This is a genomic window from Alphaproteobacteria bacterium (assembly GCA_015231795.1).
Taxonomy (GTDB): domain Bacteria; phylum Pseudomonadota; class Alphaproteobacteria; order Rhodospirillales; family WMHbin7; genus WMHbin7.
Genome location: JADGAX010000016.1, coordinates 1 through 24,113 on the forward strand (window position 1 = coordinate 1; position 24,113 = coordinate 24,113).

Below are 24,113 nucleotides of genomic sequence, written 5' to 3' on the forward strand. Positions count from 1 at the left end.
AATCAGCCGCCAGCAAGCAAAACGGCCCCGGATTTCTCCGGGGCCGTTTGCGTTTAAAGAAAGCAAACTACCGCCCCTTCGAAAAACCCATCATCTCGCGTGGATCGAAATTAAGGACAAAGCGCTCGTCCGTGCGAATCTTGCCGGGCGGCAGCGGAATCGGCTGACTGAGAAGAAGCGCTCGCCTAGCGCTATCGGCAAAACTCTGCCACAGCGTATCGCCGCTTTTCTGGTTCTCGTAGCGCAGGTCGTAAAAGGTGCCGTCCGGGCGCATGGTGAAGCTGACGACAACCACGACCACATCCTTGGCCCCCACCGGCGGATTCCAGTTCTTCTGGATATAGGCCCGGATGAAGTCGGTTTCCGTCAGCGTGAACTTGTCATTCAGATTGCTGGCCGGGGACCCGGCCTGCGCCTTCGCTGGCTGGGCGGGCGGTTGCGGCTTGTCGTCCTTTTTAGGCGAACTATCGGCCAGTTTCTTCAGCGTCTTCTCGAAATCATCGGCCTGTTGCTGCGGCTTGGCCTTGTCCACCGACTTCAACACGTTCTTGATGAAATCGTCGGGCGGCGGCTCGGGCTTTTTCTTGGGCTTGACCTCGGCCAGCGGCGACGGCTTGTCGGCCTCGGGCTTCTTGGGTTCGGGCGCTTTTTCCTTGGGCATGGGGGCGGGTTCCGGCGGCGGGGCCGGTTCGGCTGGCTTGGGCGGTGGTGGCGGCGGCGGCGGCGCTGGCTTGGGCGGCTCGGGTTTGGCCGGTTCCGGTTTGGGCGGCTCGGGCTTGGGCGGTTCGGGTTCCTTCTCGCCCTGCTGCAATTGCGGAGCGGGCGGCGGATTCGTGATGTCGCCGATCTCCGCCAGTTCCACGATGATCGGGCGATCGGGTTCAGGCGGCGCAATGGTCAATTGAGGCAAGCCGAACCAGGCGAAGAGAATCACCGCCACATGCAAGATTGCCGAATAGATTGCGCCGCGTTCCATTAGCTGGGTCTTTCCGCCCTATTTCTTGCCTTTGGCCTTGCCCTGATCCTTGGGCTGCTCGGTCAGTAGGGCCACTTTGTTAAAGCCGGCCTGATTGATGACGCCCATCACTTCCATGACGCGCCCATAGGGAATCGTCTTGTCGCCACGCACGAAGATGCGCTGGTCCTTCTTGGCCTTGGTGATGGCCTCCAGGCGCGGCACCAGGGCATCCAACTCGATCTTGGTTTCCTGCAAATACAGATCGTCATTGGCCCGGATGCTGACCGTCAAGGGTTCGTCGTCGCCGGTGATCGGGCCGGAATGCGTTTTGGGCAGATCGACCTGCACGCCGACGGTCAGCAAAGGCGCGGTCACCATGAAGATGACCAGCAGCACCAGCATCACGTCGACCATCGGGGTCACGTTGATCTCGCTCATGGCGCGGTGGCGCTGGCGACCGTAACGCCGCCCGCCGCCGCCGCCGTGCTGGACTCCGGCGCCCATCAGACCTTTTCCTCGATCTGACGCGACAAGATCGCGCCGAACTCGCCCGCGAAGGCTTCCAGGCGCTTGGCGTAACGGTCCATGTCGTTGGAAATCTTGTTATAGGCGATCACCGCCGGAATGGCGGCCACCAAGCCCAAGGCGGTGGCGAACAGGGCTTCGGCGATGCCGGGGGCGACAACGGCCAACGAGGTGTTCTTGGTCATGGCGATCGACTGGAAGCTGTTCATGATGCCCCACACCGTGCCGAACAGGCCGATGAAGGGGGCGGTGGACCCAACCGAGGCCAGGAAATTCATGTGGCGCTCGATGCGGTCCATCTCGCGGCCCAGGGTAACCTGCATCACGCGGTCGATGCGCTGGGGCAGGCTGACCTTGGCCGAGTCGCTGTCGGCCAACCCCTTGGCCGCCGAACGGCGCCATTCGCGCATGGCGGCCACGAACAGGGCCGACATGGGATCGAGCGGACGCGAACCGATGCGGTCATACAGTTCTTCCAGCGAGCCGCCCGACCAGAAGGTTTCCTCGAAATGTTCGGCCTGACTGTACAGTTTGCGCAGGCGCACCCATTTGTCGAAGATGATGGCCCAGCTCCAGAACGAGGCCAGCACCAGCATGCCCATCACGATTTTCACAATGATGTCGGCGCGCAGAAAAAGGGCCAGCATCGACAGGTCGTGGCTGACCATTTCGCCACCCAGGGTTACGGCTTGCACGGCGGTCGGTTCCATCACATTCCTCGCATGGCTTCGGTCAAACGGTTTCGTAAGGCGGTAGGGATTCGGGCAGGTTTCAGCCTGTTGTCAAGACATGCCAGCTTGATCTCGATCCGGGCCAGAACGGAATCTTGGCGTCGGACGTCCTGAACAAGGTCCAGGCTGGCTGCTTTGACATCGACAACAAGGCTGACAATGCTTAACAAATCGTCAAGTTTGGCGGGCTTCAGATAATCGACGACGCAGCGGCGCACGGCAAAAGCCAGCCCTGGGCCATCGATCATCGCCTGATGCGGATGCCCAAGCTCGCGCAGCCATTCGGTTCTGGCCCGTTCGGCGAATCGCAGGTAATTGGCGTAATAGACGATGCCCGCGGCGTCGGTGTCCTCGTAATAGATGCGGACGGGGAAATGATGCGCTTCAGGCATCGCCTTCCTCCGCCAAATCCTGCAGCAGATCGAGTTGGGCCAAGGCGGCCTTGGGCGCATTCAAGCCGATATGTTTGAAACCCGGGCCGGTCAGCATGCGCCCCCTGGGCGTGCGCGCGATCAAACCTTGTTGCAGCAAGAAAGGCTCGATCACTTCTTCCAGCGTGTCTCGCTGTTCGGACAGGGCGGCGGCCAGCGTTTCCACGCCCACCGGCCCGCCGGCATAGCTTTCCCCGATCAGGCGCATATAGCGCCGATCCATGGCGTCCAAACCCATGGCGTCAACTTCAAGCCGGTTGAGCGCGGCATCGGCCGCCTTGGCGTCCACCACGGCAAGCCCCGCCACATGGGCGAAATCGCGCACCCGGCGCAACAGTCTTCCGGCGACGCGGGGCGTGCCCCTGGCCCTTCTGGCGATCTCGCTTGATCCATCGGCGGACAGGGCGAATCCCAGCACGCCAGCCCCTCGGGTCACGATGCGCTCGAGTTCCTGGGGCGTATAGAATTGCAAGCGCAAAGGAATGCCAAAACGCTCGCGCAGCGGCGTGGTCAGCAGGCCCGAGCGCGTGGTGGCACCCACCAGCGTGAAAGGCGGCAGATCGATGCGCACCGAGCGCGCCGCCGGTCCCTCGCCGATGATCAGGTCTAGCTGAAAGTCCTCCATGGCCGGATAGAGCACTTCCTCTATGGCAGGATTAAGGCGGTGGATTTCGTCGATGAACAAGACGTCTCTGGGTTCCAGATTGGTCAGCAGGGCCGCCAGATCGCCCGCCTTGGCGATGACGGGGCCGGACGTGGCGCGAAAGCCCACCCCCAATTCGCGAGATACGATCTGGGCCAAGGTGGTCTTGCCCAGGCCGGGGGGGCCGAACAAAAGCACATGGTCCAAAGCCTCGGCCCGGCCCCTCGCCGCTTCGATGAACACTTTCAGATTGGCGCAGGCCTGGGCTTGGCCGATGAATTCGCCCAAATGTTGCGGGCGCAATTTGCCTTCCTGGGCGTCGGCTTCGCTCTGGCCGGACGAGACAAGGCGTTCGGCGCTCATTTCGACAAATCCTTAAGCGCCGCCTTGATCAAGTCGCCGATCTCGGCCCCGTTACCCAATTTTCCTTGCGCCCTGGCCACCGCTGCAAAAGCCTCGCTGCGCCCATAGCCCAGATTGGACAGCGCTGAAACGGCGTCGGCCAACGGCCCGCCCTCGCCCGCCAACACGATGGGAGCGCCCAACGCCTCGCCTGCCTTGGATGCCTTGCCAAGCGCAATGCCGCCCACTTTGTCTTTCAACTCGGAAACAAGGCGCGCCGCCAGTTTGGGGCCGACGCCGGGCGCTCTGGACAGCGCCGTCTTGTCCTGCGCCGCAATGGCCTGGGTCAGTTGATCGGGGGTCAGCGTTCCCAGAATGGCCAGGGCCACCTTGCCGCCGACGCCCTGCACATTGATGAGAATCCGAAACCAGTCGCGCTCGGCCATGTCGGAGAATCCGTACAGATGCGGCCCGTCTTCCCGCCACTGGGTTTCGATATCCAGGCTGACCTGCGATCCGGCGACGCCCAAACGCGACAGCGTGCGGCCAGAACAGGACACCAGATAGCCAACGCCTTGCACATCGACAACGACAGAGCCATCGCCAAGACTGTCCACAAGGCCTTTCAGCTTGGCGATCACCTGGAATCTCCGACTGCCTTGGCGATGACTATTCTGGTCTGGCGATGATGGGCATGGCAGACCGCCACCGCCAAAGCATCGGCGGCGTCGGGGCTTTTGGCCAGACAGCCCGGCAACAGCACGCGCACCATATGGGCGATCTGCGCCTTGTCGGCATGGCCGGTGCCGACCACCGATTTCTTGACCAGAGTGGCGGCATATTCGGCCACCGTCAGGCGGGCCAGCGCCGGGGCCAGCATCACCACGCCCCTGGCCTGTCCCAGCTTCAAGGTGCTGGCCGGATTGACGTTGGAGAAGGTCTCTTCCACCGCGGCCTCGGCGGGCGCATAGGCTGCGATCACGGCGTTGACGCCTTCGAACAAGGTGACCAAACGTTCGGCCAGGGAGGCCTTGGAGTCCGAATCGATCACGCCGTCGGCGACATAGGACAAGCGATTCCCCTGGGCTTCGACAATGCCCCAGCCGGTATGGCGCAAACCTGGGTCCAACCCAAGGAGTCTCACCCGTTCAACCTCGCCAAAGTCTCGTCGGACATTTCGAAGTTGGAAGCCACGCGCTGCACGTCGTCATGGTCGTCCAGCACTTCCAGCAGCTTCAAAAGCGTCTCGGCCGCCTCGCCGTCGATGGGCGTCGTCACCTTGGGCCGCCATTCCAGGCGCGCGCTCTCGGGCGTGCCGAACTTGGCCTCCAAAGCCTCGCGCACCATGCCCAGATCGTCCATGGCGCAGGTGACGTCGTGCCCCTCTTCGCCCGATTCCACATTGTCGGCCCCGGCTTCCAAGGCAGCCTCGAACATGGCGTCGGCGCTGGCGGCCTTGACGGGAAAATGTATGGCGCCCACGCGGTCGAACTGGAAGCTGACCGAGTTGGTCTCGCCCAAATTGCCGCCATTCTTCGAGAAGGCCGAGCGAATGTCCGACGCCGTGCGGTTGCGGTTGTCGGTCAGCGCCTCGACGATGACCGCAACGCCGCCGGGGCCATAGCCCTCGTAGCGCACTTCCTCGTAATTGGCGCCATCGTCGCCCCCCTGGCCGCGCTTGATGGCGCGCTCGATGGTGTCCCTGGGCATGTTGTTGGCCCGGGCCTCCTGGATGGCGGCGCGCAGACGCGGATTGGCCGCTGGATCGGCAAGGCCCGTCTTGGCGGAAACCGTCAGTTCGCGGATGATCTTGGTGAAGACCTTGGCCCGCTTGGCGTCCTGCGCGCCCTTGCGGTGCATGATGTTCTTGAATTGTGAATGACCGGCCATGACTCTATGAACCCTAGCTCTGGGGGCTGAAACGCTGTTTCATACCATGGATTGGTGGTTTTGCGCCATGCCTCGAAAGGAGTGTCGCCAAACCGGACGGACCGTGGCATGATTTCCCTTATGACTCAAGACCTCCAGGCCCTTCTTTTCGATCTCGACGGCACGCTGGCCGATACCGAGGAAGCCCATCGGCAATCCTTCAACGAGGCTTTTGCCGCCTTCGACCTGTCTTGGAGCTGGGACAAGAAGCTCTATAAGCGGCTTTTGACCGTGGCGGGCGGCAAGGAACGCATCTTCGCCTACGCCCCGCCCGCGCAGAAAGAGGCCCTGGCTCATTTGAAGGCCGAAACGGTGGCCAAGCTGCATGCCGAGAAAACCAAACGCTACCGGGCCAAGGTGCTGGCCCGGGAGATTTCGCTGCGCCCCGGCGTGGCCCATCTGATCGAGCAAGCCCAGGCGGCGGGTCTGAAACTGGGTCTGGCCACGACGACCAGCCGGGCCAATGTCAAGGAACTGCTGAACGTGCTGTTTGCCAAGCGCAACCCGTTTCACGTCGTGGTGGCGGGCGAGGACGTGAAGGCCAAGAAGCCCGACCCCGAAGTCTATTTAAAGGCGCTGAAGGCGTTGAAGATCAAACCGGAGGCCGCGCTGGCGATCGAGGATTCGGTGCCGGGGCTGGCCGCCGCCAGGGCTGCGAAGCTGCGCTGCCTGATAACCCCTTGCGAATGGACTGAAGGCGGGGATTTCAGCGCCGCCGCCCTGATCAGGCCAAGTCTTGAGGGGCTTTCGCTGCAGGATTTGCGAAGCCTTTCTGCATAAGGACCTTGGCGGCCAGAATTTGGGCGGTCAGCACCAAGGTCATCATCAGGAATCCCATGATGACGGCCAGGAAAACCATGACGCTTTCGCCGGGCGTTCCCGGCGCCATGCCGTCCTCGCCGCCGAAAAGCTGCGCCAAGAGATTGAAGACGAGGATCTGAACGGCGAACAACGGCAAGGCGGCGCCAATCATCAGCAGGGACAGGCGCCAGAAATTATGGCGACTAAGCCGCCATGACCTTTCCAGCGCGTTGCCAGGATCATCAAGCGCCGCCACGATGGGCGTCAGCGACAGGCGGACCCATAAGAAAGCGCCCGTGAAAAACCCGGCCAACGCAAGCAAGGCATAAACGGAAGTCGGCCCCGATTCGCCGTTTGTCGCGACATAGGGCAAAAGAATCGCCACGGTCAGCGGCACTGCAACGACGAGACTGCTGCCCACGATCACGCTTAGCACCCGCATCTCGCGTTTTTTCCAAGCAAGGACGGACAGCCCTGCGGGCGCTTCCATCAACAGCAGCAGGCGCGTCCATTTTGTCAGAAAGCCGCTCATCGCGACCAGATGCAGCAGCATGGTGAAGAACTGAAACCAACCGGCAGAGCTTCCATCCGCCGCCATATCCGTCGAAGGTGTCTTCAGGCGTTCGAAGCTGTAGACCGCCAGTACCGACAGCCCCAGCCACGGCCAAGCGGCATCCAAAAAGCGCTTCGGATTCCCAAAGACAAGCTCATAGCTTTGCCGGATCAGGCTGAATGGATTGAATGAAGAGGCGGGCATGACATCCTTACAGCAGCATGTCCGTCAGGACATCGGTGAAGAGGAAGAGATAGCCCAGAACCATCAAGACCACCAGCACCGCCAGCTTCCAAGCCTCGGCCCCCATGTCGAATTCCAGGGTCGGCAGGAAGCGCGTCCAGGAAGCGGTTTTCTTCTTGGCCGCTCCGATTTTCTTGCCCAGAACATTTTCGTCGGCCGTCCAGGTCTTGTTGCCGGACTCCTGTGCCCCGCCCTTCTTGGACCGACCGTCCAGCCAGCTTTGATTGTCGACCGGCACCACCAGATCGGGCGCCTTGGGCTGCTGACCATCGACCATCTCGCTGGTTCTGAGCAACAGTGGTTCTTCCTCGGCCGGTTGCTCGTTCCATCCGGCATAGTCGGAAAGCGGCATCGGCGCTTCGACCATGTCATCAACCGATGTTTGCAGGACATCGTCACCCTGAACATAAGGGACTTCGGCCCCTTCATCGGCAATCATCTCGCCTTCCTCGGCCCAGGGGTCCTCGCCGGACAGAATCAGGCTGCGGGCCGACAAGCCCATCCCACCCAGGAAAAGCATGACGCCAAGAAATCCCATCGCGGCGGAAAGAACCACCCAGATCATGCGCAGCATTTCCGGCGAGATCAGATCGGGCATGGGTTCAATGGCCCAAGCCAGCAGCCAATCCATGCCCCAGGCGGCCAGAACGGCAGGGCCTACGGTGATGATCAGCAGCAGGAACAAGCGGATCGTCTGACCGCCGCTCAATCCCCAGGCATAGAACAGGGCGTTGCGGGGAAGCTGCAAGGCGGCCAGATTGATCGCCATGCCGCTTCTGGCCATCATCAGGGCGCCAACAAGCGATCCAACCGCCTGGGCGGCGAACGCCGCCTCGAACTGGTTGGCTTCAATCAGCATCGGAGCGGCAACGAAACCGGCGATAACCGGCCCCAAGCCCAGAATCAGCACTTCCAGTATGGCTAGGCCAACGCGCAACTCGGATTTGCCCATGGCCATCGCCCGACCGGGAGGCGGCAGATGGTTGAGCGTGACCCACCTTGTCCAGCGCGTGGCGAAGATCGACAGCGCCAGCAGGCCGAACGAGACAAGGACCACAGGAACCAGCATGTAGATTTCGGGGCCGCCCAGATCATCGGCGTTCAGCATGGGAAAAATGCCAAAGCCCAGGAACGACAGCAGCACGACGACCATCAGCCAAACGCCGCTGAGATCGAAAGCTGTCTTCGAGCTGGAAAACACCGAGCGATAAGTATCCTCGGCCAATTCCTGCCAGGGCAATTGAATCCTGTTCAACGCACGACCCCCCATTCTTACAAGCGCCTACTTTGACTCGCCCTGGAATCGTTCGCAACCACCCTGTGGATGTTGCGCCAAAACAACATATCGTATGAACTTTTAATGGCGGCCACGAAATCAAGTGACGAACCGAGAAAAACCATGTATTGTTGGCCTGTCTGATGCGAATTGACCCAGTCTTCGATTGAGGCGTTCCGACAAGATGAGCATAGGCTTAGGCATACACCCTTCTGGCTTCCAGCGTTCCGGCCCACCGGAACAGCCCGCCAGCGCCCCTCAGAACCACATGGCATCGCGCCCCCGCTTACCCGGGGGCGTTTTTATTTACGCTTTCTTAACCCACCCCTTCCTCTTTACTGTACGAGGTTCCCGGTATGGCCAAGCGTAACGTCCGGGTGGCTCAGGCCACCCAAGCCAAAATCCATCCCTTATATGCCAAGGACTCCGAATCTTGGTCCCCGGTCGAGGGATATCGCGATCAAAGCTATCTGCGCAAGGTCAAACCCAGAAGCGATGGTCAGCGCCAGTTGATGGAGGCCATTGACGAGCGCCATCTGACCATTGCCCTGGGACCGGCAGGCACCGGCAAGACCTATCTGGCCATTACCAAAGCCGTTGAGGCGCTGGAGGCCGGGCGGGTCGGTCGAATTTTGCTGTCGCGCCCAGCCGTCGAAGCAGGAGAAAGCCTGGGCTTCCTGCCCGGCGACCTGCAAGACAAGCTGGCCCCCTATCTGCGTCCCCTGTATGACGCGCTGAATGATCGGCTGGGCGCCAAGCGCTTGAAATCGCTGATGGCCGAAGGCTCGATTGAGATCGCCCCGGTCGCTTACATGCGCGGACGCACCCTGAACAACGCCTTCATCGTCATCGACGAGGCCCAGAACTGCACCTATGTGCAGATCAAGATGCTACTGACCCGTCTGGGTTGGCATTCGACCATGATCGTGACGGGCGATCCCGACCAGAGCGATCTTCTGCCCGGCATGTCCGGCCTGTCCGACGTCGCCAACCGCCTGGAAGCCATCAGCGACGTCAAGGTGGTGCGGCTTTCCGACCGCGACATCGTCCGTCATCCCTTAGTCGCCAGCATGCTTGGGGTGTTGTGAGTCTTTAAACTGGGGAACAATTGGACTACATCTAATGGCGGCGGTTCCAGAACCGCCGCCTTCTTTTTCAAATAGTGCACGAGCGCGATGGCCAAGCCCCCTTCCTTTCCGCAGCTTTCCGGCCTAGCCGGGCGCTTGCCGCACGATCTTGATCAGACGCTGCTGGCTCCCTTTCTCTCGCTGTCGCCTGCGCAACAGATCGAAAGCGGAACCGTTCTGTTCTTGCAAGGCGAGAAGGCCACGCGCTTCGCCTGGCTGGAAGACGGGCTGGCCGAATTGTTCGTCACCACCACAAGCGGCGAGGAATTGCAACTTGATCTGGCGGCCAGGGGCGCCATGCTGGGCGACATCGCCGCCGCCACCGGAACGGCCCACCTGACCGCTGCCAGGGCGCTGACGCCCGTAAAGCTGCGCTGGATCGACGCACAGACCTTTCGCGACAAACTCTGCAACGACGGCCATATGGTTCTTGGAACGCTGGCCGGGCTGTGTCTGCGCCTGCGCCGTCTGGTTTCGCAGATCGACGAAATGAAGTTGCGCTCCGGTACCAGACGTTTGGCTGGCTTCCTGCTTGAACTTGCCGGAACGGAAGAAGGCAGAGCCAGCATCACCCTGCCCTTCGAGAAAAAGACATTGGCCAAACATCTGGGCATGACCAGCCAAAGTCTGTCACGCTCGCTGAAGGCGCTGGGAACGCTGGGGGTTTCCGTCAAGGGACGCAGTTTCGCACTGGCCGATTGCCGACGGCTTAAAGATTTCCACGACCAGGAAGGCGACAGCTTATGAGCGGCCTGCCTTGTCCCACGGATGTGCCCGCCGCCCGCCCTGGCCGCCTGCGCCCCAAATCCGCCTTGCTGGCCGAAGCCCTGTTCGAAGGACTGGCCCCCAAGGACCTCGACTGGCTGGCCGAACTTGGCGAAACGCGCAGCTACGCCAAGGGTGAGACCATCTTCGATCAAGGCGACGAGGCGCGTCATCTGTACGTTGTCGAACAGGGCCGCGTAAAGATTTTCACCACCTCGGTCAACGGCGCCCAGAATGTGCTGGGCCTGTTCGGACCCGGCACCCATGTCGCCATCGTCTCGCTTTACGGATTCGACACTTATCCCGCAAGTTGCGAGGCGCTGGAGGAAACGCGCCTGCTGGCCCTGCCCGCCCAGTTGCTGGCCAAGCGCTTGTCCGAACAGCCCGCCATCGCCATGGCCATGCTGAAGCGGGCGGGAAAGCGCCTGCAGATGCTGCTGGACAGCTATCTCGATCTGAAGGCCCTAAGCCCGCTTGAACGCCTGGCCCGCCATCTGCTGGACTTGGCGGAAAGCGAACGGGGACCCGCCAGAATCCTGCTGCCTTACCCACGCACCGTGCTGGCCGCCGCCATCGGCATAGCGCCTGAGAATCTTTCGCGGGCTTTTGCCCGCCTAGCCGCCATCGGCGTCCATAGCGAAGGCAGCTTCATCGTGATCGAAGAGCTTTCACGCCTGAAAGACCTTCCCAAGACGAAAGGGGACTGATCTTGGCCATTTCGCATCTTTCATATTCGTTATATCGCGACGCCAGACGGGCGGGCTGGCTGCCGACCGGGGGACGCATTCTCGAATTCGGCGAAGCCAACTGGTACAACGACATCGATTCTGCCGTTCTGCTGAAGGATATCGACAGCTTTATCCAAGACGAGGCGCTGAAGGAAGAACTGACCGGGCGGTTTCAAAGCCTAGACGCCAATGGTCCCACCTATCTGTTCGATATCGCCCGTCTGTTCTACGACATCATCTTCCAACCTGCCGAACGCCAAGCCATCGACCTGAACGGCACACCGGACGCCATGCGGCTCGACCTGAACGAACCGATCGATTTGGGCCGTCAGTTCGACATCTGCATCAACAACGGAACGGCCGAACATGTCTTCGACATAGGCAACTTCTTTCGCACCATGCACGACTGCACGGCGCCGGGCGGCATCATGTTCCACGAAGCGCCGATGACCGGCTGGTTGGATCATGGTTTCTACAATTTTCAGCCGACCTTCTTTTTCGACTTGGCCGCCGCCAACGATTACCAAATCATCGGCCTGTTCGTATGCGACCTGTCCGCCGTCAGCGTAGCCCCCCTGACGTCGCGCAAGTCCGCCCACCAGATGGCGCAGCGTTTGGAACTGCCTGACAACGCCAACCTGTTCGCGGCATTGAAAAAGCCCCTGGAAGAACGCAGCTTCAGAACGCCAAGACAGGGCTATTACGATGGCCGTTTGGATGCGGAAGAAGCCGAAGCCTGGAACAAGCTGCGTTGATTATCGCCTGATGCCGTTTTTGGCCTTCAGCCGTTTCGCGGCAGACGGCAAGGGCGAAGGAACGACCGGTCCCTTCTTCATCCGGTAAAGCTGGCTGTTGCGGAAACGCTTGTCGCTGGTCACTTCCGCGCCCAACCAGGACGGCATGGGAAAACTCTGCTGGGGATGCGACAATTCGATCTCGGCCAACATCAGGCCCTCATGACGGCCTAGGAATTGGTCGACCTCGAACACATGGTTTTCCACATCGACCAGATGCCGGATTTTTTCGATCGGCGGATGCGCGCAAAGCGAAAAAAGCCAATCGGCCATTTCCTTGGGAATCGGCACTTCCCATTCGCCGCGCACGGCTTCCGCCAGATCTGTCTTGAAAGACAAGATGGCGTCGTCGTCGGACATGCGAACCCGCATGGAGACGCCCGGCGCATAGGGCAGGTAACTTTGACGAATGCGAAGAACGCCCTTGCAGGAGTCCCGCCAGCTATCCGAAGCGACGAGAAATTTCCGCTCTATTTCCAGGCCGGGCCAAACAGTAGGCATGAAGCACCTTTCGAGACGCCTACTTTCACAAAGCCTTGGCCCGGGGTCAAGCCAAACGGAAAAGAGCCTTCAAACCAAGCCGCAGCGTCTGGCGCGAATGGCCCGAAACTCTGCCTCGGCGGCGCAGTCGCTACAATATTTAGTGGTCGAGGTGATTTTAAGCCTTTCCGGTTCGATCAAGTCGCCGCATGACCGGCAGACGCCCGTCGAACGGGGGCCGGACAGTCCGTCAAGCACGGCATAAAGGGCGACTTCGGTGAAGGCTTCAATGCGTTCGGCGGCCCGGTCTAGATCGTCCACGTTTCAACCCTTGCGTTGGTTTCAACGAGGAAACCATGCCGGAGATTCTGCCGCAGGAACAATGAAGTCTGTGTGACAACGCCTATTTTTGCAGGCTTAGATCGTACAGATCGAGGCGGCGGTCCATCAAATTGCGCACGCTGCCATGCATATGCAATTCCTTCAGCAGGCTCAGGTCCAGATCGGCGATCAGCACCGTTTCCGTGTTGGGCGTCGCTTCGGCGGCCACGCCGTCATGCGGAAACGAGAAATCCGAAGGGGTCAGAATGGCCGCTTGCGAATATTGGATGTCCATATTCTCGACATTGGGCAGATTGCCGACGCTGCCGGTGATGACGACATAGCATTCGTTCTCGATGGCCCTGGCCTGCGCGCAATGGCGCAACCGAAGATAAGCGTTCTTGGTGTCCGTCCAATAGGGAACGAACAGGATCGACATGCCCTGCTCGGCCAACAGGCGCGGCAGTTCCGGAAATTCCACGTCATAGCAGATCAAGATGCCGATGCGCCCGATATCGGTATTGAAGACGCGAAGCGCATCGCCGCCCTTGACGCCCCAATAGGCCTTTTCGTCGGGCGTGATGTGCAACTTGTACTGGGCGTCGGATGTGCCGTCGCGGCGCATCAGGTAAGACACGTTGCGCAGTTCCATGTCGCGATATTCCGGCATGCTGCCCGCGATGATGTTGACATTGTAGGAAACAGCAAGACGCTGCAATTCCTGACGCATGCTGGGGCCGTATTCGGCCAGATGGCGAACGGCCAGGGCCGGATCCGACGTGTCGGCCAGCGCCATCAGGGGGGCACCAAAAAATTCCGGCAATAGCATGAAATCGGCTTTGTAGCCCGCCACGGCATCGACGAAGAACTCGATCTGACGCATCAGCCCTTCAAAGGATTCCACGGGGCGCATCTGCCATTGAACGGCGCCGATGCGCACCACTTCCTTGGCCTGGCCGACAGCCGAGACGACCGGCTTGTCTTCATAATAAATGTTGATCCACTCAAGCAAAGTGGCGTAACCCCGGGTTTCGCGGTCCAAGGGTTCGTAGTCGGTGATCACCCGACGCACATGGAAATCGTTGGCCAATTGGAAGCTGAGCACGGGATCGTGCAATTCCTTGTTCTTGACCAGTTCGATATACTGGCGCGGCGTCATCTTGCCAGCAAAATCCTTGTAGCCGGGAATGCGCCCACCCGCCACGATGGCCCTCAGATTCATGCTTTCGCACATCTCCTTGCGGGCGTCGTACAAGCGGCGTCCCAGGCGCAAATCGCGAAAATCCGGATCGACGAACAGATCGACGCCGTACAGCGTGTCGCCATTGGGATTATGCGTGGTGATGAAGCCGTCGGCCGTGATTTCGGCATAAGTGTGCTTGTCGCCCCAGTCGGCGTATTTGACGATCAGGCTAAGCGCCACGGCGATGACCCGGCCCTTATTCTCGATGCAAATCTGGCCTTCGGGAAAATGCGACAATTGCGAGGCGATATGATCCTTGGTCCAAGCGCCGCCCATATTGGCGTAGACGCGGTCCATGATCGCCTTCAAATCCTCGTAATCGTCCAGCGTCAAATGGCGCAGCACCAGCTTGTGGCTGCGCTTCTTGCGCCCTGCCCTTTTCGGCAGTTCATTGATCAAGGTTGCGGATACCGGCGGCTTCAAGGCTCCGACGCGCTTAGCCAGACCGCCTTTTTGCTTCTTCTTGCTTTTATGCATACCAACCCGCCGATCTCATACGCACCAAGGTTAAGGCAGGTCGGATGATGTTTGGGTGACAGTTTCATGGCAGCGCAAGCGCAATCCACTGATTCTACAAGTTTTCACGATATAACTAAATTGTTGACTTTTGTCATGAAGTGACATGAAAATGCCATACCCACAATTCCAAAGGGGTCTTGGGTGTTCGTTCCGGTTTTCATTGGCTTGAATGGCAAAAGCGCTTGGAGGCGAAACCTTCCATGAGCGTTGCTGCGGCAGTAATTCAGGAACCCAAACTTGGCGGAACCGGCGACGGCGCCAGCGTTAAAACCATCCGCGAAACCTTGCAAGGGCCGGTGATTCAAACCTTGCGCCGCCTGATTCCCGAATTGGGACAAGCGTCGGGCGAGGCCGCCTATGATCTCGCCTTGGCCAATATCCCCCTGCTGGACACTTGCTTTAAAACCTTCCGCGCCCAACGCGACCGTTTCAATCACATCCTGAAGGATAAGTCCGGGCGTGTAATTGGCGACGACACGGGCCTGCTGGCTTGCGGGCATAATCTGGAAGCCGTGATCGCCATGATCGTCCGCACAGCGGCGAAGCGCTATTTCCGCCACCATTTGGGGCTGGAGAAAAAGACCGGCGGTTTGCTGGGCAAGGTGCGCAGCCGACTTTCCTCCACGCAGACCAAGCCTAAGGGGTTGGCGGAAGAGCTTTACGACAGCATCAAGGGATATCTGCTTTTCGAATGGCAGGTCCCCTTGGTTCCCTCTTATGCCAAGCTGACTCCGGCGCAGGTTTCCCAACTGGGGAATCAGCTTTTGCAATATACCGACGAGGTTCAACTGGCCAAGGCGGCGGGCTTGCCGCTTCCCGCCGACATGTTGCGGGCAAAAGAACCCGAAGTTCCTGCCAGAACCCAAACTGCGAAGTCGGCTCCGCCCAGAGCGGCCGGAAGGCCGATAGCGCCGCCGCCCCTTGTCGCTGCCCCGCGCCCCGTATCGGCCATAGCGGCGCGCGCCATTCCCATCACACAAACGGCGATTCCTGCGGCCATGCCTAGGCAGGATCCGGGCGGAAAGAAATTGTCCGGCGCCAGCTTCGCGCCAATTCTTGAACTGCCCCAGGTGCAAGCGGCAACCGACCCGGCCCTGCACGGCATCAATAGCGTGCGAATCATCGATCTGGTGGGGGCCAAAGCCTGGACGCTGCTGATCCTGACCCTGGGCATCCGGCGCAAGGATCATCTGGCCGTCATGCTGCTGAATGCCTTCGCGCTGCTGGGCCTTCAAGATTTCAACCGCATTTTCGGCAACGGCGCCAATCCGGCCCTGCTGGAACAGTTGGTCGAGCATGTCCGCCCGGGCGAGATTTCCGCCCAAACGTCGCTGGGCGAGGTGATCGAATTCACGCTCAATCTTTTCTCCGAAAAGAAAATTCTGGCCCTGCGCTAGAGATTGTCCAACGCCCTTGACAAGCCTGCTCCAATCGGGACTCTGGTTCCTGATGCGAAGAGGAATGTCATGGCCGACAACGTCAAGCTGACCAGTTTCTCCCACGGCGGCGGCTGCGGCTGCAAGATGGCGCCCGCGGTGCTGGAACGCCTTCTGTCAGAACTGCCGAAAAACGCGCTGCCCTATCCTGACCTGCTGGTCGGGCTGGAAAACGGCGACGATGCGGCCGTGTACGATCTTGGCAACGGCCAGGCGCTGGTCGCCACCACCGACTTTTTCATGCCCATCGTCGATGACGGCTACGACTTCGGGCGCATCGCCGCCACCAATGCGCTGTCCGACGTTTACGCCATGGGGGCAAAACCCATTCTGGCCTTGGCCATCCTGGCCATGCCGATCGACAAACTGCCCGACGACGCCATCAGAAACATCGTGCGCGGCGGGTTGGATGCGTGCCGGGCGGCGGGCATTCCGCTGGCTGGCGGCCATTCCATCGATTCCGCCGAACCGATTTACGGGCTGGTTGCCCTTGGCCTGGTCGAAAAGTCGAAGATCAAACGCAACGACGGCGCCCTGCCGGGTGATCTCCTGATTCTCGGCAAGCCCATTGGAATCGGAATCCTGTCGGCTGCCTTGAAGAAGGGAGCTTTGTCCAAGGCTGGATACGAAGCCATGATCGCCCACACCACGCGCCTGAATGACGCGGGTCCCGCCCTGGCCGCGCTGGAAGGCGTTCACGCCATGACGGACGTCACCGGTTTCGCCCTGCTGGGTCATGGCTGGGAAATGGCGCGCGGCAGCAAACTGTCCATGATGCTGGACGCAGACAAGGTGCCGGTGATCCCCGAGGCCCTGGACCTGGCGCAAAAGGGATTCGTCACCGGCGCATCGGCCCGCAACTGGGCCAGCTATCAGATGCATGTCGATTTGCCAACATCTATACCTGATTGGCAAAAGGCTCTGTTGACCGATCCGCAAACCAGCGGCGGATTGCTGATCGCCGCCAGTCAGCATGCCGCGACACCGGTTCTAGAAATCCTTCACGCTGCCGGATTTGGCGATGCCGCCGTGATCGGTCGCCTTGAATCCGGAAGCCCCAAGGTTATGGTGACGACGGGTTAGAGCGGCGGCGCTTCAGCAACTGGCTGACGATGCCGATGGCGATTTCCGGCGGCGTATTGTCGCCCAGTTTCTCGCCTGCCGGACAGATCAAAGCGTCGATAAAGGGCTTTGGCAAGCCATCCTCGGCCAAGCGCTTTTTCAAGATGGCCGCCTTCGATTTGCTGCCAATCACGCCGACATAGGGATAGGCGCGTCCGGTTCTCGCCAACGCCGCCAAGACTTCGCGGTCCAGGCTGTGTCCGATGGTCATGACCAGAATGTCGGCCCCCTGGGGAACTTGATGAGCACTCGAACTTATCTCCTCGACCTGAATAGGAAGTAGGCGCGGCGAGGTGGGCAAGGCGGCCAGCCAGTCGGCCCGGCTGTCGTAAACCTGGATGCGGCAATCCAAAGTGATCAGCAGACGGCAAAGCGCTTGGGCGACATGCCCGGCCCCGAAGATCGCCACCGTCCAATCGGAAGCGCCGCCAAGGCATTCGAAGAAAACCGTCACCTCGCCGCCGCAAGTCATGCCCAGATCGCGGTTCAGGTTCAGCGTAACCAATTTCGTTCGCGCCCCGTCCCGCCCCGACATCATCTGGCGGGCGATTTCCTCGCAATGTTTTTCCAGCCGTCCGCCGCCGACCGTTCCGCAATGCAACCCGCCCTCAGTGAAGATCGCCTTGCTGCCGGGAATTTGCGGGATGCTGCCCCGCCCATCGACCAAGGTCGCCAAACAGAAAGGGGCATGGGCCAGATAAAGATCGCGGGATTTTTCCAGAATATCCAGATATGACATGGCGTTTGCTCGATTGATTGATCTTTAGCTTACCCGCTTTGCGGTCCAGACCCAACTGATTGCGGGAACCGGTTTCAACCTTCCCGCCGCCAGAATATGGAAAAAGGCGGGCTTCTCGCTAGCGATGGCCGTCAGCTGGCGAACAGCTTCCATACTTCCCGGCGCGTCGTCCTGATTAAGGTACAGAACGCGGTGGCACGCCGGTTTCAAAGCACGGCCATAGGCGCGCTCGTCGGTGGCGATGGTCCACAAGCCTTCAGGAGCAACAACATCACTTGCCAGTTGCGACCAGATCTGCGAGCGGAACACCACATCGTCGGTCACAGCCTTGCCCATGGCGCCAAGCCCTGCCACCAGAACGACCGTGTCCGCCGAGGCGGGAATGACCGGCTCGTGCGGGGCAGGCGCTTTTACGGCGCATCTTCTGGCGCCATCGGCTTCGATCAGGATGCGGTCGAACAGTCCCGCCTTGGCGATGGCGTCAATGTCGGAACCGTCCAGCCCCGTCCATTTTCCAAGCTCCGGCAATGTACCCGCATAGGTAAAAAGCGGTTCCGCAAAATCATGGTCAGACAAACAGGACGGGCCTTCATTGCGCACGCAGCGCCAGTCTTGATCAAATTCTTCCGCCGCCACCTTGGTCGTGGTGGTCGCCAGCACGCGCTGGCCGCGCTCATGGAAGGCCCTGCCAATGGCGCGGATCAGGCTGGTCTTGCCCCCGGCTCCGACCACGGCGATCACCCGGGAGCCTTGCAGGCCCAAATCTTCAATGATTGGCATGGCGCAGCACAGCTTCCAGAACGGCGCCCGCGATGGCGCGCGCCTTGTCCGATATCGTATGGCAATAGCTGGCGTCGCCCCTGGGATCGATATCGCCGATCTTAAGGCCCGCACTCACCATCGTGTTGCCGCGAATCAGCCCACGCACCACGCCATCCAAGGGGGCCGACACTTCGACAGCGCCGATGCGCCCCACAATCTCGCCTTTTCGCACCCTATCGCCGATCTCCTTTGTCGCGGCGAAAACGCCGGCCACGGGCGCTCTTAGAACTCGTTCGGCGGCAAATCCGGCAATCGAACCCGGAATGCCGGTATTGGGTGCGGCTGAACCATTTTCGATGATGCGACCCAGATCGTGGCCACGATTGGTCTCGATGACCAGATGCGCGTCCCGCCCAGCAGAAAATCCGGGGCCAAGCGCTATCACCTGCCCAGCTTGGCTAATCTCGGTTCCCAGATTGCGCTTGGCCAGAATGGCGTCGATCAGCACATCGGGAAAAAAGAAAGGCGCTTGATGCCAGCGATCCGCCAGCACGACGCCGATATGGCCCTCCGCCCAAATGGCATCCAGCCCGGTCATGCTTGCGCCGGATCGCGCCGCAACGCCTTCGACCATGGCTTGCCCCGATTCTAAGGCCGGGCAAAAGGAAACCGTCCTTCGCACCGCCAACGGATTTTCAAGGTCGATCATGCAGATGCGTTTCATGTTGGCCATGAACAGGCGATGCGCCACGGCGCTGGCCATCTCGCCCGCTCCCTTGATCAGAATGCGGGGCGATATCACGAGCGCGCCTCCAGAAGATCGAAATCCGCCTGCGTGTCGATATCGGCGAAGGGGCGGGGATCGGAGAAGTTCATCACGGCCACATCGTCGGGATGGGCGTCGATCACGCGCCGCCCTCCCTGGTCGGCATTAAGTTTCATCAGTTCGTCAAACAACGCGTTTGAGAAAATGACCGGGTTTCGCCGCTGATCTTGCACCATCGGATGACAGATGTTTTTCCGCTTGGCTTGAAAGCAAGCGACCAGATCGTCGATGATCGATCCGGTCAGCAAAGGCTGATCGGCAACCAGGAACATGACGGCCTGAACGCCGTGGCCCAAGGCCGCCAACCCTTTCTTGATGGAAGAACTCTGCCCCTTTTGGAAGTCGGCGTTCACGACGATTTCAAGCCGTTCAGAAGCGCGCAGATCGCCCAGCAAGTCGATCATCTCGGGCGCTTGATGGCCCAGCACGACGACGATGCGCGAAAGGCAGGAGTCCAGGGCCGCCTTCACGATCCGGCGCAGGACCACCTCGCCTTGAAAGCGCGTCTGCAGCTTGCCGCCTGGAAAGCGGCTGGAAACCCCCGCTGCCAGAATGACGCCTGCAACTTGCTTCATCAGCTTTCCCGAATCACGCGTTTGGACTTGCCTTCGGAACGGGGCAGGCTTCCTGGCTCCGCGATCTCGATCTCGGGCGTTACGGTGATGCGGTATTTCACGGTCTCGACCAGATAGTCGCGGGCGCGCTGAAGGTCCGCCTTGCCGATCGTCTCGCTGGCCGGTTCGACCCGAATGACCAGATGCCGGCCACTACCCAACTTGGGAATCACCAACTGGAATTCTTGCGACAATTCGTTGATGCCATGCAAGATGCCTTGAATTTGCGAGGGGAAAATATTGACGCCTGCAAACTGGAACATGTCGTCCGAACGGCCCAGAATGCCACCTTCAAGACGCATGCTGGATCTGCCGCAAGAACAGGGCTTGGTGCTGGCGCGGACAAGATCGCGGGTGCGGTAGCGGATCAGGGGAACGCTTTCGCAACATAGGTTCGACAATACCAACTCGCCCACCTCGCCTTCGGCCACCGGCTGTAGTGTTTCCGGGTCCAGCACCTCGGCCAGATACATGCCCTCGATCACATGCAGGCCATTATGCGCCGTGCATTCGAAACCGAAGTTGCCGATTTCGGTCGATCCCACATCGTCGAAACATTCAGCGCCCCAGGCTGATTCCAGGAATTTGCGGGTGGCGGGAATGCTGCCGCCCGGCTCGCCCGCCACCACGATGCGCTTGACGGGGCTTTCAGCAAGCGGCATCTGGCTTTTGATGGCCATCTCGGCCAGATATTGCAGATAGGAAGGCGTGCCGCAAACCACGGTCGCACCCCAATCCAGGATGTTGCGCAGCCGGTCCTTGGAACTTTGCCCGCCGCCCGGCAACACCATCAGCCCGGCCTTTTCCATGGCGGATTGGAAACCCCACCATGCGACGTAAAGACCGTAATTGAAGGGAAAGAAGGCGACGTCCTTGGGCGTCAGCCCATAGCCGCAGCGGTAATGCATGAATTGCTGATAATAATTTTCGTGCCAGTCCTTGCTGTTCAGCATGATGCGGATGGGGCGGCCCGTGGTGCCCGATGTTTGAAAGACGCGCACCGCCTCTTCCTGCGAGATGCAATGGAAGTCGCCCCAGGGTTCGGCGGCGGCTTGGCTGTCTTTCATCTCGTCCTTGACGGTGAAGGGAATGCGCCGCACATCGTCCAGGCTTTTGACATCGGCGGGTTTCAGCCCCGCCTCGCCCAACTTGCGCCGATAGAAGGGGCTGCGGTCGGATACATAATGAAGGCGTTCGCGCAGCAGGCCCAGTTGATGGTCGAGAAGCGCCGCCCCGGACAGGCGTTCTTCCTCGGGCCGCCACAGCATATTTTCCCCTGTCATGTCCCTTCTCCCCTGTTTTTATTGCGAGACAAGCTCCTTGGCCTTTTCGCGTTCCAGCTTGCGTAGCCCGGCCAGGATTTTTTCCGGCGTGAAGGGGGCCGAGGTCATGCGCACGCCGGTAGCATCGTAGATGGCATTGGCAATTCCCGCCAGCACGCCGGAAACCAGCCCCTCGCCGACTTCCTTGGTGCGATAGGGCTTGCCGATCCGGTACTGTTCGGTGATCACCTCGGCGTCCTCGGAAGCCGCCATATTGTGTATCAGCGGCATGCGGTAATCCAGCCAACTTGGATTCAAGGTATAGCCATTCTTGGTCATCACCTCTTCCATGAAAGCCTGGCCCAGCGCCATCGACACCTGACCATCCACTTGGCCCTTGATCAGACCGGGATTGACCGGGAAACCGCAATCGTGAAGCGTATAGGCGCGGATCAGGCGGGCCTCGCCGGTTTCGATATCCACCTCGACTTCGGCCACCTGGGCGCTGAAGGCGTAATTCTCGGTCCAGCGACCCTTGGTGGTGGCTAGGCTGGGATGGGTCGGTTCGTCGCGCATGGTGCGCCAGAACCCCTCGCCGACGATGGTGTCGCCACGATGCTTGGCGACGCTGGCGGAAAAGACCTGGGCATAGGTCATGCGCTGCTGGGGATCGGCCAGGTTGTAAACGCTTTTGTTCTCGACGCCCAGATATTCGACCGGCACGTCCATTTCCTCGGACGCCACCTTCAATATCTTCTCGCGGGCGTTGGTCGCCGCCTGACGGGTGGCGTTGCCGGTCACATAGGTCATGCCGCTGATCCAGGCCCCGATATCCTGCGGCGTGGTGTCGGTATCCGAGGCGATCAGCTTGATGTCGTTCATGCCGATCGACAATTCCTCGGCCACGATCTGGGTGATCACGGTTTCCGCCCCTTGGCCAACATCCAAGGCGCCGGTCAGCACGATCACCGACCCGTCATCGTTCAACTTCACGATGACGCCAGAACCGTTGGGATAGATCAGCGTTCCGCTCATATAGGTGGTCACACCCATGCCGATGCCGCGCCGGATGGTGCTGGAAGGTTCGGGCTGCTTCCTGCCTTGCCGCCATTTGTTGAGGTAGTCGCTTTTCGCCGCCACTTCCTTGATGCAGTCGATCAGCCCCGCCTCGTGGGTGTTGTCCTTGTTGGGCAACTCTTCCCAAGGTCCGCGGGCGTTGCGCAGGCGGATGGTGACGGGGTCGATGCCCAGATGTTCGGCGATCATGTCAAGCTGGGATTCGATGGCGAAACGCACCTTGGGCGCACCGTGCCCGCGCTGTGGGGCGCGAGTCGTGTGGTTGGTATAGACCGCGTAACCTTCGTATTTCAGATTGGGGATGCGATAAGGACCCATGATGAAGCCCCAGGCCAGGAAGATCACCACCACGCCGCTGCCGCGATGGGCGCCCGCATTGTTGATGATGCGCACGCGCTGGGCCAGGATGGTGCCGTCCTTTTTGACGCCGGTCTTCAGTTCGATGGTCAGCGTTTGGCTGTGACGATAGGCCGAGAAGATTTCCTCGCGGCTGGCGGTGATGCGCACCGGACGCCCGGTCAGCATCGACAAACGGGCCGCGCAATATTCGTGCGAATACAGATCGATCTTGCCGCCGAACGTGCCGCCGACATAGGTTTTATGGATGCGCACCTGCGAATAAGGCAGGCCCAGCGTGCGCGACAGCTTGGCCCGTTTGATGAACGTGCCCATCGACGATGTCCAGACATTGAGCTTGTCGGACTCCCAGTGAGCCAGCGTAACCTGGGGTTCCAGATAGCCGTGGGTGCGCAGTTGGTTCTCGAACCGGTCTTCGCGCACATAGTCGGCTTGGGCGAATCCCGCCTCGACATCGCCCCATTCTGTTTCGGTCTTGCCCGCGATGTTCGCCAGATCTTCCAGTACCTTTGGATGGCTGGCGCGAATGGCCGGGGCACCTGGGCGCATCGCCTCTTCGGCATCGAAGACGGCAGGCAGTATCTCGTACTCGACCTCGATCAGTTCCAACGCCTTTTGCGCCGTGATCTCGTCGACGGCGGCGACGGCGGCGATTTCCTCTCCGACATGCGCCACCTTGTCCTTGGCCAGCACATCCTGATCGGCCGGATAGCGCGGCGTTTCCACAAAACCATGGCGAACGCCGATCGTATCTTCATGAGTGATCACGGCCTTGACGCCGGGCAGCGCCTTGGCCTTCGTGGTGTCGATGCGAACAATGCGGGCATGCGGGTGCGGGCTGCGCAGCACGCGCCCGATCAACATGCCAGGCAATTTCACATCCTGGGTATAGACGGCCTTGCCCGACACTTTGTCGGGGCCATCCTTGCGCCGCATATTCTGGCCGATGAATTTCAGATCGGTCATGGCGCGTCATCCTTCTTCATCAAAGGTTCGACCCCTTGCCCCGAATATTGGAGAATGGCGTCGACGATGGAATTATAGCCCGTGCAGCGGCACAGATTGCCTTCCAGCGCCTTCTTGATCTCGGGCACTGAAGGTTTTGGGTTGCTGTCCAATAGCGCCTTCGACGACATGATGACGCCCGGCGTGCAAAAGCCGCATTGCGTGGCCGCTTGGTCTAGGAAGGCTTCCTGTAAATCCGACAGCTTGCCGTTTTCACTCAAGCCCTCGATAGTTTGCACATGCATGCCGTCGCATTCGACGGCCAGCGTGATGCAGGCCAGAATGGGTTTTCCTTCAAGCAGCACCGTGCAAGCGCCGCAGGTGCCGGATTCGCAGCCGTCCTTGGTGCCGGTCAGGCCCACATGATCGCGGATCACTTCCAGCAGCATGACATGCGGGCGGACCATCACTTCATGCGTCTCGCCATTGATGGCAAGCGTGACCAGGCGAGGCTTTGGCCGCGCCTTGGCGGTTACGACGGCATTATTGGGAGAATCGAGCATG

General features: G+C 60.3%; 27 protein-coding genes. 7 read left to right on the forward strand and 20 right to left on the reverse strand.

Annotation, left to right across the window (positions count from 1 at the left end; translation table 11 throughout):
- Positions 1–67: 67 nt before the first annotated feature.
- The 8 genes from HQL44_17405 to HQL44_17440 are packed head-to-tail and all read right to left on the reverse strand — an operon-like array spanning position 68 to position 5,520.
- Positions 68–976 carry a TonB C-terminal domain-containing protein gene (locus HQL44_17405; protein MBF0270360.1) on the reverse strand — a complete coding sequence of 303 codons (909 nt, stop codon included), beginning with the start codon at positions 974–976 and terminating at the stop codon, positions 68–70.
- 18 nt (positions 977–994) lie between these two features.
- Positions 995–1,462, reverse strand: coding sequence for a protein TolR (tolR, locus tag HQL44_17410; protein ID MBF0270361.1), 468 nt, complete (start codon positions 1,460–1,462; stop codon positions 995–997).
- Positions 1,462–2,193: a protein TolQ gene (tolQ, locus tag HQL44_17415; GenBank protein MBF0270362.1), complete on the reverse strand. Its 732-nt coding sequence runs from the start codon at positions 2,191–2,193 to the stop codon at positions 1,462–1,464. Before tolQ ends, tolR begins: the two co-directional genes overlap by 1 nt.
- Positions 2,193–2,606: a tol-pal system-associated acyl-CoA thioesterase gene (gene ybgC / locus HQL44_17420; GenBank protein MBF0270363.1), complete on the reverse strand. Its 414-nt coding sequence runs from the start codon at positions 2,604–2,606 to the stop codon at positions 2,193–2,195. The genes tolQ and ybgC overlap by 1 nt, the downstream gene beginning before the upstream one ends.
- Entirely contained in the window at positions 2,599–3,651 is a 1,053-nt protein-coding gene (gene ruvB / locus HQL44_17425; GenBank protein ID MBF0270364.1) for a Holliday junction branch migration DNA helicase RuvB, read from the reverse strand. Before ruvB ends, ybgC begins: the two co-directional genes overlap by 8 nt.
- Positions 3,648–4,271, reverse strand: coding sequence for a Holliday junction branch migration protein RuvA (gene ruvA / locus HQL44_17430; GenBank protein ID MBF0270365.1), 624 nt, complete (start codon positions 4,269–4,271; stop codon positions 3,648–3,650). The genes ruvB and ruvA overlap by 4 nt, the downstream gene beginning before the upstream one ends.
- A complete protein-coding gene (gene ruvC, locus HQL44_17435) occupies positions 4,268–4,774 on the reverse strand; it encodes a crossover junction endodeoxyribonuclease RuvC (protein ID MBF0270366.1) in 507 nt (168 codons plus the stop codon). The genes ruvA and ruvC overlap by 4 nt, the downstream gene beginning before the upstream one ends.
- Positions 4,771–5,520 (reverse strand): YebC/PmpR family DNA-binding transcriptional regulator, encoded by a 750-nt coding sequence (locus HQL44_17440; protein ID MBF0270367.1) that lies wholly within the window; start codon positions 5,518–5,520, stop codon positions 4,771–4,773. Before HQL44_17440 ends, ruvC begins: the two co-directional genes overlap by 4 nt.
- Before the next feature lie 120 nt (positions 5,521–5,640).
- Between HQL44_17440 and HQL44_17445 the strand changes: the two genes are divergently transcribed.
- Entirely contained in the window at positions 5,641–6,339 is a 699-nt protein-coding gene (locus tag HQL44_17445) for an HAD-IA family hydrolase (protein ID MBF0270368.1), read from the forward strand.
- Here the strand turns inward: HQL44_17445 and HQL44_17450 are convergent.
- Positions 6,284–7,117, reverse strand: coding sequence for a hypothetical protein (locus HQL44_17450; GenBank protein MBF0270369.1), 834 nt, complete (start codon positions 7,115–7,117; stop codon positions 6,284–6,286). The two genes, HQL44_17445 and HQL44_17450, sit on opposite strands and share 56 nt — an antisense overlap.
- Before the next feature lie 7 nt (positions 7,118–7,124).
- Positions 7,125–8,411, reverse strand: a complete 1,287-nt coding sequence (locus tag HQL44_17455; protein ID MBF0270370.1) for a hypothetical protein — start codon at positions 8,409–8,411, stop codon at positions 7,125–7,127.
- A gap of 377 nt (positions 8,412–8,788) precedes the next feature.
- Between HQL44_17455 and HQL44_17460 the strand changes: the two genes are divergently transcribed.
- The 4 genes from HQL44_17460 to HQL44_17475 all read left to right on the forward strand — a co-directional run bounded on the left by HQL44_17460 (position 8,789) and on the right by HQL44_17475 (position 11,807).
- On the forward strand, positions 8,789–9,520 hold the full coding sequence (locus HQL44_17460; GenBank protein ID MBF0270371.1) for a PhoH family protein: 732 nt from the start codon (positions 8,789–8,791) through the stop codon (positions 9,518–9,520).
- Between the two features lie 87 nt (positions 9,521–9,607).
- Positions 9,608–10,306: a Crp/Fnr family transcriptional regulator gene (locus tag HQL44_17465; protein MBF0270372.1), complete on the forward strand. Its 699-nt coding sequence runs from the start codon at positions 9,608–9,610 to the stop codon at positions 10,304–10,306.
- On the forward strand, positions 10,303–11,031 hold the full coding sequence (locus HQL44_17470) for a Crp/Fnr family transcriptional regulator (protein ID MBF0270373.1): 729 nt from the start codon (positions 10,303–10,305) through the stop codon (positions 11,029–11,031). Before HQL44_17465 ends, HQL44_17470 begins: the two co-directional genes overlap by 4 nt.
- A 2-nt stretch (positions 11,032–11,033) precedes the next feature.
- Positions 11,034–11,807 (forward strand): hypothetical protein, encoded by a 774-nt coding sequence (locus HQL44_17475; protein MBF0270374.1) that lies wholly within the window; start codon positions 11,034–11,036, stop codon positions 11,805–11,807.
- Here HQL44_17475 and HQL44_17480 read toward each other — a convergent pair whose 3' ends face one another.
- The 3 genes from HQL44_17480 to HQL44_17490 form a co-directional block, all read right to left on the reverse strand.
- The gene (locus tag HQL44_17480) at positions 11,808–12,347 is read right to left on the reverse strand and encodes a CYTH domain-containing protein (protein ID MBF0270375.1); all 540 of its coding nucleotides are present in this window, start codon (positions 12,345–12,347) and stop codon (positions 11,808–11,810) included. It abuts the gene before it with no gap.
- 69 nt (positions 12,348–12,416) lie between these two features.
- On the reverse strand, positions 12,417–12,647 hold the full coding sequence (locus HQL44_17485; GenBank protein ID MBF0270376.1) for a TraR/DksA C4-type zinc finger protein: 231 nt from the start codon (positions 12,645–12,647) through the stop codon (positions 12,417–12,419).
- A gap of 82 nt (positions 12,648–12,729) precedes the next feature.
- Entirely contained in the window at positions 12,730–14,367 is a 1,638-nt protein-coding gene (locus HQL44_17490; GenBank protein ID MBF0270377.1) for a hydrolase, read from the reverse strand.
- Between the two features lie 242 nt (positions 14,368–14,609).
- Between HQL44_17490 and HQL44_17495 the strand changes: the two genes are divergently transcribed.
- Both HQL44_17495 and selD read left to right on the forward strand, forming a co-directional pair.
- Positions 14,610–15,806: a hypothetical protein gene (locus HQL44_17495; GenBank protein ID MBF0270378.1), complete on the forward strand. Its 1,197-nt coding sequence runs from the start codon at positions 14,610–14,612 to the stop codon at positions 15,804–15,806.
- 69 nt (positions 15,807–15,875) lie between these two features.
- Positions 15,876–16,928: a selenide, water dikinase SelD gene (gene selD, locus HQL44_17500; GenBank protein ID MBF0270379.1), complete on the forward strand. Its 1,053-nt coding sequence runs from the start codon at positions 15,876–15,878 to the stop codon at positions 16,926–16,928.
- Here the strand turns inward: selD and HQL44_17505 are convergent.
- The 7 genes from HQL44_17505 to HQL44_17535 are packed head-to-tail and all read right to left on the reverse strand — an operon-like array spanning position 16,909 to position 24,112.
- The gene (locus tag HQL44_17505) at positions 16,909–17,706 is read right to left on the reverse strand and encodes an XdhC family protein (GenBank protein MBF0270380.1); all 798 of its coding nucleotides are present in this window, start codon (positions 17,704–17,706) and stop codon (positions 16,909–16,911) included. The genes selD and HQL44_17505 overlap by 20 nt on opposite strands.
- 24 nt (positions 17,707–17,730) lie before the next feature.
- Positions 17,731–18,486 carry a putative selenium-dependent hydroxylase accessory protein YqeC gene (gene yqeC / locus HQL44_17510; GenBank protein MBF0270381.1) on the reverse strand — a complete coding sequence of 252 codons (756 nt, stop codon included), beginning with the start codon at positions 18,484–18,486 and terminating at the stop codon, positions 17,731–17,733.
- Positions 18,473–19,231, reverse strand: a complete 759-nt coding sequence (locus HQL44_17515; protein ID MBF0270382.1) for an EF2563 family selenium-dependent molybdenum hydroxylase system protein — start codon at positions 19,229–19,231, stop codon at positions 18,473–18,475. Before HQL44_17515 ends, yqeC begins: the two co-directional genes overlap by 14 nt.
- A gap of 35 nt (positions 19,232–19,266) precedes the next feature.
- Positions 19,267–19,869 (reverse strand): nucleotidyltransferase family protein, encoded by a 603-nt coding sequence (locus HQL44_17520; protein ID MBF0270383.1) that lies wholly within the window; start codon positions 19,867–19,869, stop codon positions 19,267–19,269.
- A complete protein-coding gene (locus HQL44_17525; protein ID MBF0270384.1) occupies positions 19,869–21,191 on the reverse strand; it encodes an AMP-binding protein in 1,323 nt (440 codons plus the stop codon). The genes HQL44_17520 and HQL44_17525 overlap by 1 nt, the downstream gene beginning before the upstream one ends.
- Before the next feature lie 18 nt (positions 21,192–21,209).
- On the reverse strand, positions 21,210–23,570 hold the full coding sequence (locus tag HQL44_17530; protein ID MBF0270385.1) for a molybdopterin-dependent oxidoreductase: 2,361 nt from the start codon (positions 23,568–23,570) through the stop codon (positions 21,210–21,212).
- Entirely contained in the window at positions 23,567–24,112 is a 546-nt protein-coding gene (locus HQL44_17535) for a (2Fe-2S)-binding protein (protein MBF0270386.1), read from the reverse strand. The genes HQL44_17530 and HQL44_17535 overlap by 4 nt, the downstream gene beginning before the upstream one ends.
- Between the last annotated feature and the right edge of the window lies 1 nt (position 24,113).